This is a genomic window from Pseudomonas sp. B21_DOA (assembly GCA_030544685.1).
GTDB classification, from domain to species: domain Bacteria; phylum Pseudomonadota; class Gammaproteobacteria; order Pseudomonadales; family Pseudomonadaceae; genus Aquipseudomonas; species Aquipseudomonas fluorescens_AO.
The window spans coordinates 4,182,197-4,196,547 of the sequence record CP086683.1; the positions used below are offsets into that span (position 1 = coordinate 4,182,197).

The 14,351-nt window shown below is 57.7% G+C and carries 13 protein-coding genes; all 13 read left to right on the forward strand.

The features are described from left to right. Positions 1 to 5: 5 nt before the first annotated feature. The 13 genes from LJU32_19240 (at position 6) to LJU32_19300 (ending at position 14,326) form a co-directional block, all read left to right on the forward strand. Positions 6 to 836, forward strand: a complete 831-nt coding sequence (locus LJU32_19240) for a carbohydrate ABC transporter permease (GenBank protein ID WKV87750.1) — start codon at positions 6 to 8, stop codon at positions 834 to 836. A gap of 162 nt (positions 837 to 998) precedes the next feature. Beyond that, positions 999 to 2,102 carry a sn-glycerol-3-phosphate ABC transporter ATP-binding protein UgpC gene (gene ugpC / locus LJU32_19245; GenBank protein ID WKV87751.1) on the forward strand — a complete coding sequence of 368 codons (1,104 nt, stop codon included), beginning with the start codon at positions 999 to 1,001 and terminating at the stop codon, positions 2,100 to 2,102. Between the two features lie 15 nt (positions 2,103 to 2,117). Next, a complete protein-coding gene (locus LJU32_19250; protein WKV87752.1) occupies positions 2,118 to 3,593 on the forward strand; it encodes a mannitol dehydrogenase family protein in 1,476 nt (491 codons plus the stop codon). Between the two features lie 122 nt (positions 3,594 to 3,715). After that, a complete protein-coding gene (gene xylB, locus LJU32_19255) occupies positions 3,716 to 5,212 on the forward strand; it encodes a xylulokinase (protein WKV87753.1) in 1,497 nt (498 codons plus the stop codon). 13 nt (positions 5,213 to 5,225) lie between these two features. Beyond that, a complete protein-coding gene (locus tag LJU32_19260) occupies positions 5,226 to 6,164 on the forward strand; it encodes a carbohydrate kinase (protein ID WKV87754.1) in 939 nt (312 codons plus the stop codon). Positions 6,165 to 6,209: 45 nt separating this feature from the next. Then, positions 6,210 to 6,830 (forward strand): hypothetical protein, encoded by a 621-nt coding sequence (locus LJU32_19265; GenBank protein ID WKV87755.1) that lies wholly within the window; start codon positions 6,210 to 6,212, stop codon positions 6,828 to 6,830. Positions 6,831 to 7,105: 275 nt separating this feature from the next. Next, positions 7,106 to 9,178: a type VI secretion system tip protein VgrG gene (locus tag LJU32_19270; GenBank protein WKV87756.1), complete on the forward strand. Its 2,073-nt coding sequence runs from the start codon at positions 7,106 to 7,108 to the stop codon at positions 9,176 to 9,178. Then, complete coding sequence (locus LJU32_19275; GenBank protein ID WKV87757.1) at positions 9,175 to 10,023, forward strand: DUF4123 domain-containing protein; 849 nt, start codon at positions 9,175 to 9,177, stop codon at positions 10,021 to 10,023. Before LJU32_19270 ends, LJU32_19275 begins: the two co-directional genes overlap by 4 nt. Positions 10,024 to 10,230: 207 nt before the next feature. Continuing rightward, a complete protein-coding gene (locus LJU32_19280) occupies positions 10,231 to 10,911 on the forward strand; it encodes a hypothetical protein (protein ID WKV87758.1) in 681 nt (226 codons plus the stop codon). A 196-nt stretch (positions 10,912 to 11,107) separates the two neighbouring features. Beyond that, on the forward strand, positions 11,108 to 12,580 hold the full coding sequence (locus LJU32_19285) for a lipase family protein (GenBank protein ID WKV87759.1): 1,473 nt from the start codon (positions 11,108 to 11,110) through the stop codon (positions 12,578 to 12,580). 23 nt (positions 12,581 to 12,603) lie between these two features. After that, complete coding sequence (locus tag LJU32_19290) at positions 12,604 to 13,332, forward strand: hypothetical protein (protein WKV87760.1); 729 nt, start codon at positions 12,604 to 12,606, stop codon at positions 13,330 to 13,332. Positions 13,333 to 13,345: 13 nt separating this feature from the next. Next, the gene (locus LJU32_19295) at positions 13,346 to 13,702 is read left to right on the forward strand and encodes a hypothetical protein (GenBank protein WKV87761.1); all 357 of its coding nucleotides are present in this window, start codon (positions 13,346 to 13,348) and stop codon (positions 13,700 to 13,702) included. 15 nt (positions 13,703 to 13,717) lie between these two features. Then, positions 13,718 to 14,326 carry a hypothetical protein gene (locus tag LJU32_19300; protein ID WKV87762.1) on the forward strand — a complete coding sequence of 203 codons (609 nt, stop codon included), beginning with the start codon at positions 13,718 to 13,720 and terminating at the stop codon, positions 14,324 to 14,326. Positions 14,327 to 14,351 lie beyond the last annotated feature (25 nt).

Below are 14,351 nucleotides of genomic sequence, written 5' to 3' on the forward strand. Positions count from 1 at the left end.
CTGCCATGACCCTCCAACAATCCCGCCGCCTGCAAAGCCTGCTGCTCGGCACCCTGGCCTGGGCCATCGCGATCGTGATTTTCTTCCCGATCTTCTGGATGGTGATGACCAGTTTCAAGAGCGAAATCGACGCCTTCGCCACGCCGCCGCAGTTCATCTTCACGCCAACGCTGGAGAACTACCTGCACATCAATGAGCGCAGCGACTATTTCAGCTTCGCCTGGAACTCGGTGGTGATCTCGTTCAGCGCCACGGCCCTGTGTCTCTTGATCGCGGTGCCGGCGGCCTACTCGATGGCGTTCTATGAAACCCAGCGCACCAAAGGCACGCTGCTGTGGATGCTCTCGACCAAGATGCTGCCGCCGGTGGGCGTGCTGATGCCGATCTACCTGCTGGCCAAGAGTTTCGGCCTGCTCGACACGCGCATTGCGCTGATCGTGATCTACACGCTGATCAACCTGCCGATCGTGGTCTGGATGGTTTACACCTACTTCAAGGACATCCCCAAAGACATCCTCGAAGCCGCCCGCCTCGACGGTGCGACGCTGTGGCAGGAAATGGTCCGCGTGCTGCTGCCGATCGCCAAGGGCGGCCTCGCCTCGACCGTGCTGCTGTCGCTGATCCTGTGCTGGAACGAGGCGTTCTGGTCGCTGAACCTGACCTCTTCGAATGCCGCACCACTGACCGCGTTGATCGCCTCGTATTCAAGCCCCGAAGGATTGTTCTGGGCCAAGTTGTCGGCCGTCTCGACCCTGGCCTGTGCGCCGATTCTGATCTTTGGCTGGATCAGCCAGAAGCAACTGGTGCGCGGGCTTTCGTTTGGTGCCGTGAAATGATCTCAAAGCGAAACCTTCCCCATATGGGAGCGGGCCTGCTCGCGAATGCGGTGTGTCATTCAACACTGATTGTGACTGACAGGGCCCCTTCGCGAGCAAGCCCGCTCCCACAAAAAGCCTGCAAGGCTTCAAACGAATAACAATATTGCGGAGGCCCATCTCATGGCCAACCTGAAAATCAAGAATCTGCAAAAAGGCTTCGAAGGCTTTTCCATCATCAAGGGCATTGACCTTGAAGTGAACGACAAGGAATTCGTGGTCTTCGTCGGCCCGTCGGGCTGCGGCAAATCCACCCTGCTGCGCCTGATCGCCGGCCTTGAAGAGGTCAGCGGCGGCACCATCGAACTCGATGGCCGCGACATCACCGAAGTCAGCCCGGCCAAGCGTGATCTGGCAATGGTGTTCCAGACCTACGCGCTGTACCCACACATGACGGTGAAAAAGAACATGTCGTTCGCCCTCGATCTGGCCGGCGTGCCGAAGGCCGAGGTCGAGCGCAAGGTTGGCGAAGCAGCGCGGATTCTCGAGCTCGGGCCAATGCTCGAGCGCAAACCGAAACAGCTGTCCGGCGGCCAGCGCCAGCGCGTGGCGATCGGCCGTGCCATTGTGCGCAACCCGAAGATTTTCCTTTTCGATGAGCCGCTGTCCAACCTCGACGCGGCGTTGCGCGTGCAGATGCGTCTGGAACTGCTGCGCCTGCATAAAGACCTGCAAGCGACGATGATTTATGTGACCCACGATCAGGTCGAAGCGATGACCATGGCCGACAAAGTCGTGGTGCTTAACGGCGGCAGAATCGAACAGGTCGGCTCGCCACTGGACCTCTATCACAACCCGGCCAATCTGTTTGTCGCAGGCTTTCTCGGCACGCCGAAAATGGGTTTCCTCAAAGGCAAGATTGCCCGCATCGACGGCGCCAGCTGCGAAGTTGCGCTGGACGCTGGCACGCGCATCAGCCTGCCGTTCAACGCGGCCAGCCTCAGCGTCGGCAGCGCGGTGACGTTGGGCATTCGCCCGGAACATCTGGAGCTGGCGCAACCCGGCGATTGCACGTTGCAGGTGACTGCCGACGTCAGCGAACGCCTTGGCAGCGACACCTTCTGCCACGTCACCACCAGCGCCGGCGAAGCCCTGACCATGCGCGTGCGCGGCGATCTGGCCAGCCGTTACGGCGAGCAATTGAGCCTGCGTCTGGACCCGACTCACTGCCACCTGTTCGACGCTGAAGGTGTGGCGCTGACCCGCCCACTGCGCGCTGCCGCCTGATTTCGAGACTATCCGATGAAACTCAACCAACAGAACCTCAATCGCCTCGCCGCCGAAGTGCAACTGCCGGGCTACAACCTGAGCGACACACGCCAGGGCATCGCCCACATTGGCGTCGGCGGTTTCCACCGCGCACATCAGGCGTATTACACCGATGCCCTGATGAACACTGGCGAAGCGCTGGATTGGGCAATCTGCGGCGTCGGCCTGCGCCCGGAAGATCGCCGTGCCCGCGATGATCTGCGCGAGCAGGATTACCTGTTCACCCTGTTCGAACTGGGCGACAGCGACGACACTGAAGTGCGCGTCATCGGCGCGATCCGCAACATGCTGCTCGCTGAAGATGGCGCCCAGGCGCTGATCGACAAACTCGCCGAACCGCAGATCCGCATCGTCTCGCTGACCATCACCGAGGGCGGCTACTGCATCGACGACAGCAACGGCGAATTCATGGCGCACCTGCCGCAGATTCAACACGACCTCGCCCATCCCGAAGCGCCGGGCACCGTGTTCGGCTTCCTTTGCGCTGCGTTGGCCAAACGCCGTGCGGCGGGCGTTCCGGCGTTCACGGTGATGTCCTGCGATAACCTGCCGCATAACGGCGCCGTCGCGCGCAAGGCACTGCTGGCGTTCGCCGCGCTGCGTGATGCGCAACTGCGCGACTGGATCGACCAGAACGTCAGTTTCCCCAACGCCATGGTCGATCGCATCACGCCAATGACCAGCACCGCGCATCGCCTGCAACTGGCCGACAAACACGGCGTCGATGATGCTTGGCCGGTGGTCTGCGAACCGTTTGTGCAGTGGGTGCTGGAAGACAAATTCGTCAACGGCCGCCCGGCCTGGGAAAAGGTCGGCGTGCAGTTCACCGACGATGTCTCGCCGTACGAAGAGATGAAAATCAAACTGCTCAACGGCAGTCACCTGGCGCTGACATATCTAGGCTTTCTCAAGGGTTATCGCTTCGTCCACGAGACCATGAACGACCCGCTGTTCGTGCGTTACATGCGCGCTTATATGGACCTGGATGTCACGCCGCAACTGGCGCCGGTACCGGGCATTGATCTGAGCGAATACAAGGACACGTTAGTCGCGCGGTTTTCCAATCAGGCGATTGCCGATCAGCTGGAGCGAGTGTGTTCGGATGGCTCGTCGAAGTTTCCCAAGTTCACCGTGCCGACGATCAATCGGCTGATTGCCGATGGTCGCGAGACCAAACGCGCGGCCCTGGTAGTCGCGGCGTGGGCGCTGTATTTGAAAGGCGTGGATGAGAACGGTGACACGTATTCGATTCCGGACCCGCGGGCGGCTTTCTGTCGGGGATTGGTGGCGGACGATGAGTTGATCACCGAGCGGCTGCTGGGCGTTGAGGAGATTTTTGGCACAGCGATACCGAAGTCGGCGGAGTTTGTTGCGGCATTCGAGTGGTGCTGCCAGAGTTTGCGCGAGGTTGGGGTTTCGCGGACATTGGAAAAACTCCTCGCAACCTGATCGTTCCCACGCTCTGCGTGGGAATGCAGCCAGGACGCTCCGCGTCCCATCAAAAGCGGACGCAGAGCGTCCATTGAGGCGTTCCCACGCAGAGCATGGGAACGAGCAGCCGTGGAGTTTTCATGACAACAACAAAGCTCTTCCTGGGTATCGACTGCGGCACCCAAGGCACCAAAGCGATCATCCTCGATGCCGACAGCGGTCAGGTGCTAGGCCTGGGCGCGGCGCCGCACACTATGATCAGCGGCGCCAATGGCCGCCGCGAACAAGACGTCCAGCAGTGGCTCGACGCTTTCGTCAGCGCCACCCGCCAGGCCTTGCAAGCGGCAAACGTCGACGGCCAGGCGATCCTCGGTGTCGGCGTCTCCGGCCAGCAACACGGCCTGGTGCTGCTCGATGAGCAAGGCGCAGTGCTGCGCCCGGCCAAGCTCTGGTGCGATACCGAAACCACGCCGGAAAACGAGCGCTTGCTCGCGCAACTGGGCGGCGAGCAAGGCTCACTGGAACGCCTCGGCGTGGTCATTGCGCCGGGCTACACGGTGTCGAAACTGCTGTGGACCAAAGAGCAGCATCCCGACGTGTTCGCACGCATCGCGCGGATTCTGTTGCCTCACGACTACCTCAACTACTGGCTCACCGGCCGCGCCTGCAGCGAATACGGCGACGCCTCCGGCACTGGTTACTTCAACGTGCGCACGCGGCAGTGGGATGTACAGATCCTGCGCGACATCGACGCCAGCGGACGTTTGCAAACCGCGCTGCCGGAGCTGATCGACGCGCACGCGGCCGTTGGCACTATCCTGCCGGCAGTCGCCGAACAACTCGGCATCAACCCCAACGCTGTAGTTTCAAGCGGCGGTGGCGACAACATGATGGGCGCCATTGGTACCGGCAATATCCAGCCCGGCGCGATCACCATGAGCCTCGGTTCTTCCGGCACGGTCTACGCCTATTCGGAGGAGCCGAACGTCAGCGCCGATGCCTCGGTCGCCACTTTCTGCTCCTCCAGCGGCGGCTGGCTGCCGCTGATCTGCACCATGAATCTGACCAACGCCACTGGTGCAATTCGCGAACTGTTCAAGCTCGATCTGCCGACCTTCAACCAATTGGTCGCGCAGTCGCCGATCGGCGCCGAAGGTGTGAGCATGCTGCCGTTTCTCAACGGTGAGCGCGTCCCCGCCCTGCCCCACGCCACCGGCAGCCTGCATGGCCTGACCATGGACAACCTGACCCAAGCCAACCTGTGCCGCGCCGCTGTCGAAGGCACCACCTTCGGTTTGCGCTACGGGCTGGATTTGCTCCGCCAGAATGGTTTACAAAGCCTGCGCATTTGCCTGATCGGTGGCGGTTCGAAGAGTGCGGTGTGGCGGCAGATCGTCGCCGACATCATGAACGCCCCGGTGATCTGCACCGAGCAAAGCGAAGCCGCCGCACTGGGTGCAGCGATTCAGGCAGCGTGGTGCGCGTCGCGCTCCAGTGGCGACGAAGTTTCTCTGGCCGATCTATGCGAACGCTGCGTGAAACTCGACGCACGCAGCGAAACCCTGCCGATCGCCGCCAATGTCGCGGCGTTCCAGCAGGCCTACGAACGCTATCAACAGCATGTCGCAACCCTATAACGAGCAAACAACTATGTACCTGGTGTGTGGCGAAGCCCTGTTTGATTTCTTCAGCGAAAACGATGCCAGCGGGCTGGCCTCGAAAGTCAATTTCAAGGCGATTGCCGGCGGCTCGCCGTTCAACGTCGCCGTCGGTCTGCGCCGTTTGGGGGTGGACTCGGCGCTGTTCGGCGGGCTGTCCACCGACTACCTCGGCCGCCGTTTGCAGCAAGTCCTGCAGGAGGAAGGCGTGCGTCCGGACTATCTGGTGGATTTCGCCGCGCCGACCACCCTGGCGATGGTCGCGGTAGGCGCCAACGGCTCGCCGCATTACAGCTTCCGTGGCGAAGACTGCGCCGATCGGCAACTGAGCGAGGCGCATCTGCCGACATTCGGCGACGAGGTTCGCGGCCTGCACATCGGCTCGTTTTCGCTGGTGGTGCAGCCGATTGGCGACACACTGCTGAAACTGGTCCAGCGCGAAAGCGGCAAACGCCTGATCAGCCTCGACCCCAACGTGCGCCTCAACCCCGAGCCGAACATCAATCTGTGGCGCGAGCGCATCGCCACGCTGGTGCAACTCGCTGATCTGATCAAAGTAAGCGACGAGGACCTGAGCCTGCTCTATCCCGAGCAGGATCCGCAAAACGTGATTGAAGGCTGGCTCGAACATCGCTGCCAGATCGTCTTTCTGACTCGCGGTGGCGACGGCGCGACCGTGTTCAGTCGCGCCCATGGCTCGTGGTCGGTACCGGCCAATCAGGTTCAGATCGCCGATACGGTTGGCGCTGGCGACACCTTTCAGGCGGCGCTGATCACCTGGCTGACCGAGCACTCGCTGGACTCGGTCGCTGGCGTGCAGCAGCTGAGTCGCGAGCAGATTGACGGCATGCTCAGGTTCGCCGTACAAGCCGCCGCGCTGACCTGCAGCAAAACCGGTCCGGATCTACCCTATCGTCATCAGTTGAGCTGAGCGCGTAGACTGTCGGCCTTTTTTGCGCACGACGGAAACAAGCTTTTGAATCTCAGGCACATCCTCGCCCTCCTGACCCTGGCCACCCTGCTGAGCGGTTGCGGCACCTCGCCGCCCCGCTCGCCGGAAGACATCTGCGCAATCTTCCGCGAGAAAAGCGACTGGTACGACGCTGCGCAAGTCACCCAGAAACGCTGGGGCGTGCCGATCCAGGTGCCTTTCGCGATCATGTATCAGGAATCCGGCTATCGCTACGACGCCAAGACGCCGCGCAAATACCTGCTCTGGGTGATTCCGTGGGGCCGCGTTTCCACCGCTTCCGGTTATGCGCAAGCCAAGGATGAAGTCTGGGCCGACTACCAGAAAAGCACCGGCCGCAACTGGGCCGATCGCGAAGACTTCGACGACGCCATCGACTTCGTCGGCTGGTACATGGACAAGACCACCTCGATCAACGGCGTGTACAAATACGACGCCTATAACCAGTACCTGAACTACCACGAAGGCTGGGGCGGCTTTCGCAACAAGACCTACGCGAGCAAGGCCTGGCTACCGCCGACCGCACGCAAGGTGCAGAACCGTTCGGATCTGTATGCGCAGCAATATGCCGGCTGCAAGGAAGACCTCAATCGCGGGTTGTGGAGCCGGTTCTGGCATTGGTTGTAGAAGCCCTTCGCGAGCAGGCTCGCTCCCACAGGACCTTAGTGAACGCCGATTTTGTCTACACCCGAGAAACCTGTGGGAGTGGGCTTGCCCGCGATGGCAATCTCTCAAACACCATCAAAGTCTATGAAAGGCCCGATTTCACTGACCCAAACCGCCCTCCTAAGGGTTTTCCCTATGACATCGCAGCCCCACATCTACGCCATTTGCGCCTTGAATGAGGCCGTCTAATCCTGCAACATCCATCACCTGCTTATTCAACGGACGGAATTCAAGGCATGCTGGACGCCAATGCAACCCACATCACCCTCTCGATCGAAGACGCCAACGCCGACCTGCAAGTCCTCAGCTTCACCGGTCGCGAAGCCCTCAACGAACCGTTCCGTTTCGACCTCGAACTGGTCAGCGCCCGCCCCGACCTGAAGCTCGAAGAGCTGCTGCACAAGCGCGCCTGCCTGACGTTCGGCGCCACCGGCGAAGGCAAGATTCACGGCCAGGTCTATCGCATCGAGCAGGGCGACTCTGGCAAGACCCTGACCCGCTACAGCATCAGCCTGGTGCCGCAACTGGCCTACCTGCAGCACAACCATGATCAGCAGATCTTCCAGCAACTGACGGTGCCGAAAATCATCGCCCAGGTGCTGGAAGATCGCGGCATTCTCTCTGACGCCTACAGCTTCCAGCTCGGCGCCGAGTACCCGGAGCGTGAGTATTGCGTGCAATACGACGAGTCCGACCTGCATTTCATCCAGCGTCTGTGCGAAGAGGAAGGCATTCACTTCCACTTCCAGCACAGCACCAGCGGCCACAAACTGGTATTCGGCGACGACCAGACGGTGTTCCGCAAACTGAAGCCGGTCAGCTACCAGCAGGACTCCGGCATGGCTGCCGAGAAACCGGTGATCAAGCGCTTCAACCTGCGCCTGGAAACCCGCACCACCCGCGTCAGCCGCCGCGACTACGATTTCGAAAAACCCAAGCTGCTACCGGAAGGCTCAGCCAAATCCGAGTTCGCCCCGGATCTGGAAGACTACGATTACCCCGGCCGTTTCACCACCCGCGAGCGCGGCAAGTTCCTCTCGACCCGCGCCCTCGAACGCCATCGCAGCGATTACAAACTTGCCGAAGGCAAAGGTGATGAACCGACGCTGACCAGCGGCCATTTCCTCACGCTCGCCGAACATCCGCGCGCCGAGTGGAACGACCTCTGGCTGCTGCTGGAAGTCTTCCACGAAGGCAAACAACCGCAAGTGCTCGGTGAAAACGTCACCAGCGACGTCACCGACAACAAGAGCGATTTCCACCAGGGCTACCGCAACAGCTTCCTCGCTACCCCATGGGACGCGCACTACCGCCCTGCCCTCGAACACCCGAAACCGAAAGTCCTCGGCAGCCAGACCGCCGTCGTCACCGGCCCGCCCGGCGAAGAAATCCACTGCGATCAATACGGCCGCATCAAAGTGCAATTCCACTGGGACCGCGACGGCCAGTCCGACGATAAAACCACCTGCTGGATGCGCGTCGCCAGCGGCTGGGCCGGCGCAGCTTACGGCGGCATTGCCATCCCGCGCATCGGCATGGAAGTCCTCGTCACCTTCCTCGAAGGCGACCCCGACCAGCCCCTCGTCACCGGCTGCCTGTACCACAAGGAAAACGTCGTCCCTTACGACCTGCCCGCCAACAAGACCCGCAGCACCTTCAAAACCCTCAGCTCCCCGGGCGGCAAGGGCTACAACGAATTCCGCATCGAAGACAAGAAAGGCGCCGAACAGATCTACATCCACGCCCAGCGCGACTGGGACGAAAACATCGAACACGACCAGAAAATCCGCGTCGGCAACGAACGGCATGACACCGTCGAAGCCAATGTGCTTAGCGAATTCAAGGTCGAAGAACACCGCATCACCCATCTGGACCGCATCAGTGAGATGCGCGCGGATGATCACCTGACGGTGGGTGTGACGCAGCATGTGAAGGTGGGGACTGGGCAGTTTGTTGAGGCTGGCAACGAAATACATTACTACGCCGGCCAGAGAGTCGTGGTCGAAGGCGCCATGGAACTGACCGCCAAGGCTGGCGGCAGCTTCGTCAAGGTCGATGCGGGTGGCGTGACCATCAGCGGCGCCGAGGTAAAGGTCAATACCGGAGGCGCGCCGGGCGTGGGGACCGGCATCGGAATTCTGGAACCCGTCATTCCATGGGCCGCTGCGAAAGACAAGGCAGGTGCCCTGCTCGTACCGGCAGCAGTGCAAATGGCCTTGGCCAAGGCTGCTCGCAAAGCAGGTGACATCCGTTGCCCGATCTGTGAAGCCTGCCGCGAAGGCAAATGCGATCTGGGAGCCACAGCATGAGCGACGTGCTTAATAACTGGATAGGCGAACAATCCCGTCTCAACCGTGTGCTGATCCTCGCCCTCGACAGCCTCGCCGAACCCAACCCGGTCACCTCGCTTTACAGCGCCGGCGTCATGCAACGCTCGGTACAACTCTACCGACGTACCGAGTTCTCAAAATTCGCCGCTATCAGTCCATGGCTGACCGAATTGCAGAACCCGGGCAACGATGCCTTCCGTAAACTGCTCGATGACCCAAAGCGCAACTGGGGCTGGATCGCCAGCATGGACAAGACTGATCTCGACAGCCTTACTCAGCATTGGATTGCCCGTATTGTCATTGATGAAGACGGCGATCGCTCACTGTTCCGTTTTCAAGACAACCGGGTTCTGGCCCGCTGCCTGGGCAACATGGAGGAAATCGAATGGCCGCTGCTGCTCGGGCCAATCAGCAGCGTGCTGTATTGGGACCAGAACCAATGGAAAAGCGCCGACAACAGTAGGCCTGGAATGTATCCGGTACCGAATCCGGCGCCATGGTTACGCACCCCGGAGTCGGGCGAGCAAGCCAGAAGCATCCTGCGAGACAACCTCAAGCGCTGGTTACTGACCTACCACGTCGATACGGCTGCCACACTGGCCGAAACCCGAGTCGTCAGTAAATGGCTTGAGGAGCAAATGGACCTGCTTGAGGCTTGGGACTGGCGCACACCGGAACAGCGAGAAATGATGCTGAGCCATCGTCTGTCCCCAGCTTGCATGACTGATGTTGCGTGGGAGCCGCTTCCCGGAGAAACGTCCCAACAGCACTTTGACCGGTGCCAACGAGTGTTCGTTGATCAGAAAGCAGGCAGTGCGACTTGAGAATTCAACCGGGGGCTGCGGTCGTAGTGCTGTGGCTGCCAGCCGCCTGCAGTCTCACGCGCCAAGTTGCAGAAAGCGGAGTGAGAGCCAACAACGGAAGTCCAATACGGTCAAGGTAAAGGCGGCTCCGCAGACAACGTCTACGGAGATACCACTGGCTTCGCAAATGCGCAATCAATCCAAACAGTGTTGAGTAGGAAGCCATTAATGGGTAGCAAATACTTTTCAAACAGTGCTCAAGCTGCGTTTTTCCTAGTATTACCGTTGATTGGTGCATGCAGCTTTGCTGGACAGATGGCGAAGGACTCTGTTGAGGGTGCAACGAGTTACTACAGCAGAGAGCATTTCACGCTGACCGCCACTGTTCCTGCAAAATTTGGCTTTACTTCAAAAGCTCAGTATTCACCTAAGCAGGGTGAAACCTGTCAAGTATACAGTTCTGGCTTAGGTGGTTCTGTGACCCGTCAACAACAGAAATCACATACGATCGACGCGAAAGACATTGAGCAGACGGTGTCTACAGACGTTCCATTAGAGTTTCACATTGCCGATTGCTCGATGGAGCTAACGAGGGTGAGCTACGAAGTTAATGCCACGTACGGGGCGGACGCTTGGGACCATGGTTTGGAGATGGCGGGAGGGCTCTCTATCAAGACCGAAAGCACAGACAGTACCGCGACACCCTACCCGGATCTAATCGAACAAAGAGGCCTCTGTGCTTGGAGTTTTCAGATAAGCACCGCTAAAGCCAAGAAAGATCAGATTGAAAAGTTATTATCGTGTTCTGCTGCAGATCCTGAATGGAAAGTTCCAGAGAGTCGTTTACAGCGTCGCAAACCAGGCGGATCCTTGTCAAAAAAGCGATTACCGACAAGACGATCCATGTGACATTCAAGCTGTCAAATGTTGAAGTACCCAGCTACTTACGCTACTGGGTAAAAGTCCCTAACGGCTGGAAACCTTGTACCGGAAGATGGAATTCTGGAAGAGAAGAGTTATGCACTACACCGCCTCAATTTAGAACTTTCAAACAAGATGGACGTGAGTGCACCGTTTATCCTGGCTGTAATGAATAAGGATTTTTATGCAGAACCAAGAAAAATCATTGCTATCTGACCAAAGCCGAACTTGCCCATTACGCGGGGGCTGGATCAGCTTTCGCTTAGTAGACGAGTTTGGAGATGCCAAGCCCTATGCAGGTCTGAGTTACGTGTTAACGGACTCGGAAGGTACTAAATACCAAGGCAACTTGGACGGAGAAGCTTTTGCACGATTAACGGGAACCTATAGCGGCCCGCTTATACTGACGCTATCCTCCGCTTACGCGGGAGCGGAAAAGTTCTATGTCGATATGTCTGAGCGAATCGACTATCCGTTGCCGATAACAGAGCTTCAAGTAGCCGCTGAAAAAACTCTTCGTCGCCCTGTCGGCAGCACCAGCAAGACGGGCGCTTACCGGGCCTCAGCCGAAAAAGGCGAATATCACAAGGTTGAAGTTCGCGATTTCGTTGAGTTCAACAAACACTTGCCACCTGCGGCAGACCTTACAAACCCTCTACCGACAGGTTGCGCCAAACTCGCCCGAGATTTTGCCGGAGACAAGGTCCCGAGCTTTGGTATAGGTCTGCTTCCAGAGAAACATTACGTTCTCGAAGTACGCGCCTTACGTGCATTCAGACCGCTTTTATCATTAGCTCCCAAATTCAGCGCCTTGAACCTTTATCAGTTGTCGCTCCTGGCCACATTGAGCTACGGCGATTTCGGGCAAAAGCCGGAAAAGCTGGAAGCGACGCTGCCGAAGGATTTTGTTTTCACATATCCCACTCGGGGCAGCGTTGGACATGTGCTGAACACCTGCCTGGCCTGCTTCGAAGAACCAACGAAATATGCGGACTCTAAAAACCCTTCGTTCCCGCTGGTTGAAGATGTGCCCTACTCCAAGCGCCTTGAGATAGTCCCTTTTGACCCGGGTCTTTACCCGCAAAACGACCCCAATGCCGGAGCAGGAATAGAAACACCGTCGAGCGTGCACTTTTTCAGTGATGCGAGGCAGGGTCCATCCGATTGGAAAAACACCGATACGCAAGCCTTTGCCACACACGATGACCGGATGATTCTAATCGCAGTGAGAGGCACGGCTGAAAATTGGGACAAATGGCGAGACATTGATGCTCAGCAAGTCCCGATTGAAGGAGGAACTGGAAAGGCACACCAAGGTTTTTATGAGTCCTTCATGGCGCTAAAACCATTCATTGATAACTATATTCGCCGTTTCCGCACTAACCAAAAAATCATCGTCTGCGGCCACAGCCTCGGCGGCGCTATTGCCCTGTTGCTCTCTGATTGGCTGCACCGCGAAATAACCAGTGACGTCATTCTCTATACCTTCGGCTCCCCCGTGCTGGCGACAAAGAATTCGTCGAGTCGGCAAAAGGGCTGGTTCATCACCGAATCGTTAACCAGAATGACCCTGTACCCAGCGTTCCAGCGGGATGGATGGATACAAAAAAACCAATTTGGATTACCGGTCTCGCTGCAACAGTCTCCGGGGTTCTAACACCAGCCGCCGGAGGATTGGTGATGGCGGCCGGGATGACACGCTTTGGCGGCAAACCTTATTGGCACCACGGTGAACAGCGTTATTTCATGCCTTTGCAATTGCCGGGGCGAGTGCTCTCCTCCGTGCTATGGACTCCTGGCTGCGAAGGATATGAGGAAGCCGCTATGGCCAAGTGCGTTGCACAGCTTAAAAACAACGACACGCCAGATCGCAAGCAATTTTTGGTTCAGGCTGCAAACGGCGGCGATCACAAAATGCTCGACGGCTACATCCCTGCATGCTGGGCAACGCTTCGTCGCTGGCAGGAAACGGAGAAAAGCGGGGGTTACATTATCAGCGCAACCGAATCCGACCGGTTGAAACTGGAAGTTGAAACCTATCGTACCCAGCTCAAGCAATGGCAGAGTGAAGCTGACAAGGAATTCCCCGGAGGGACAATTGAAAGCCGGCCTCAAGATCGCGCGACTCCCTTCCAACGCCGCGCAACCATGTCGGATCTTCAAGAACGTCAAACTGCAATCAGGCAAGCGATCAAGCATAACCAAAAGGAACTGGAAGCGCTTGAAGGGACACTCAGGACGATTACACGCCTGAGCACCACAAAACTCACATTGGCTGAGATTTATGGTGATTGCACTTCGCTTCCGGATTTGCAAATTCATATCGATCGCTGGGCTGCGCATAGTGAAAATCAAAAAGCTGAACGCTTGGCTCAGATTCCTTCGGCAACGACCAGAGCCATGGCTTGATGCAAATTAACCGATGACGTGTGATTGGTGGAGGGAGTCTCGTCTGACTCCTCCTTCCATCCAGCGTCTGTGCGAAGAGGAAGGCATTCACTTCCACTTCCAGCACAGCAGCAGCGGCCACAAACTGGTATTCGGCGACAACCAGACCGTGTTCCGCAAACTGAAGCCGGTCAGCTACCAGCAGGACTCCGGCATGGCCGCCGAGAAACCGGTGGAATTTGCTGGACAAACAAAGCAACAGCGCGCGGGAGCGCTACAAAAACCATGTAAAACTGCTTGGCGCAAACCTTTCAGATCATTGCCAAAAAAACTTTATCCCTCTCCCAAATTACTCCAGCAGCGGCGCAACACCGCTTGTAAAAATTACTAAGGGTACAGCAAAAAAATGACTCTCCTCCAGGCATTTCGCACCCTGCTTGTCCTGACTTTTATTTGCTCTCCGACTTTGGTTGGAGCAACGCATGCCTCCATCTTGCAAAATCAGGGAGGCACAAAACAAACCCGTGGAATCATCCTATACAACCAACTAAAAATCGACTACGCCATTCCGCAACTAAAAAAGGAAGCGGAAGCCGGCGATGTAGATTCGCAATATTATTTAGGTGAAGCTCTCCGGAAGCGCAATCGATATATGACGCCCGAAGCGCACCACTGGTATGAAACAGCCGCTAACAACGGATCAATTTACGCGATGATTCAATTGGGTCGCCAAAATGATGATCTTTGTAAAAAAATGGATAATTGCCCGACTAACAAGAAATCAACCTCCGAATGGTTGAATCAAGCAAAAAACCAAGCCATGAAGGGAGTGGGGGCAGGTAACCCTGAATCGCTATACTTAATGTATGAAATAACTTTTGATCGGACTTGGTTAGAAAAATCTGCAGATGCAGGTTATGCGCTTGCTCAATATTGGATGGCGGTCGGTGATCGACAAGGTGAGGGATTTTTCTTGTACCTGGAAAACGTGATGAGGCCATCAGTAAATGGCTGAAAGCTGCCTCTGAAGGAGGCAACCC

Coding starts and splice junctions, on each gene's coding strand:
- LJU32_19240 (WKV87750.1), top strand. CDS start 6: ATGACCCTCCAACAATCCCGCCGCCTGCAAAGCCTGCTGCTCGGCACC.
- ugpC (WKV87751.1), top strand. CDS start 999: ATGGCCAACCTGAAAATCAAGAATCTGCAAAAAGGCTTCGAAGGCTTT.
- LJU32_19250 (WKV87752.1), top strand. CDS start 2,118: ATGAAACTCAACCAACAGAACCTCAATCGCCTCGCCGCCGAAGTGCAA.
- xylB (WKV87753.1), top strand. CDS start 3,716: ATGACAACAACAAAGCTCTTCCTGGGTATCGACTGCGGCACCCAAGGC.
- LJU32_19260 (WKV87754.1), top strand. CDS start 5,226: ATGTACCTGGTGTGTGGCGAAGCCCTGTTTGATTTCTTCAGCGAAAAC.
- LJU32_19270 (WKV87756.1), top strand. CDS start 7,106: ATGCTGGACGCCAATGCAACCCACATCACCCTCTCGATCGAAGACGCC.
- LJU32_19275 (WKV87757.1), top strand. CDS start 9,175: ATGAGCGACGTGCTTAATAACTGGATAGGCGAACAATCCCGTCTCAAC.
- LJU32_19280 (WKV87758.1), top strand. CDS start 10,231: ATGGGTAGCAAATACTTTTCAAACAGTGCTCAAGCTGCGTTTTTCCTA.
- LJU32_19285 (WKV87759.1), top strand. CDS start 11,108: ATGCAGAACCAAGAAAAATCATTGCTATCTGACCAAAGCCGAACTTGC.
- LJU32_19290 (WKV87760.1), top strand. CDS start 12,604: ATGGCGGCCGGGATGACACGCTTTGGCGGCAAACCTTATTGGCACCAC.
- LJU32_19295 (WKV87761.1), top strand. CDS start 13,346: ATGACGTGTGATTGGTGGAGGGAGTCTCGTCTGACTCCTCCTTCCATC.
- LJU32_19300 (WKV87762.1), top strand. CDS start 13,718: ATGACTCTCCTCCAGGCATTTCGCACCCTGCTTGTCCTGACTTTTATT.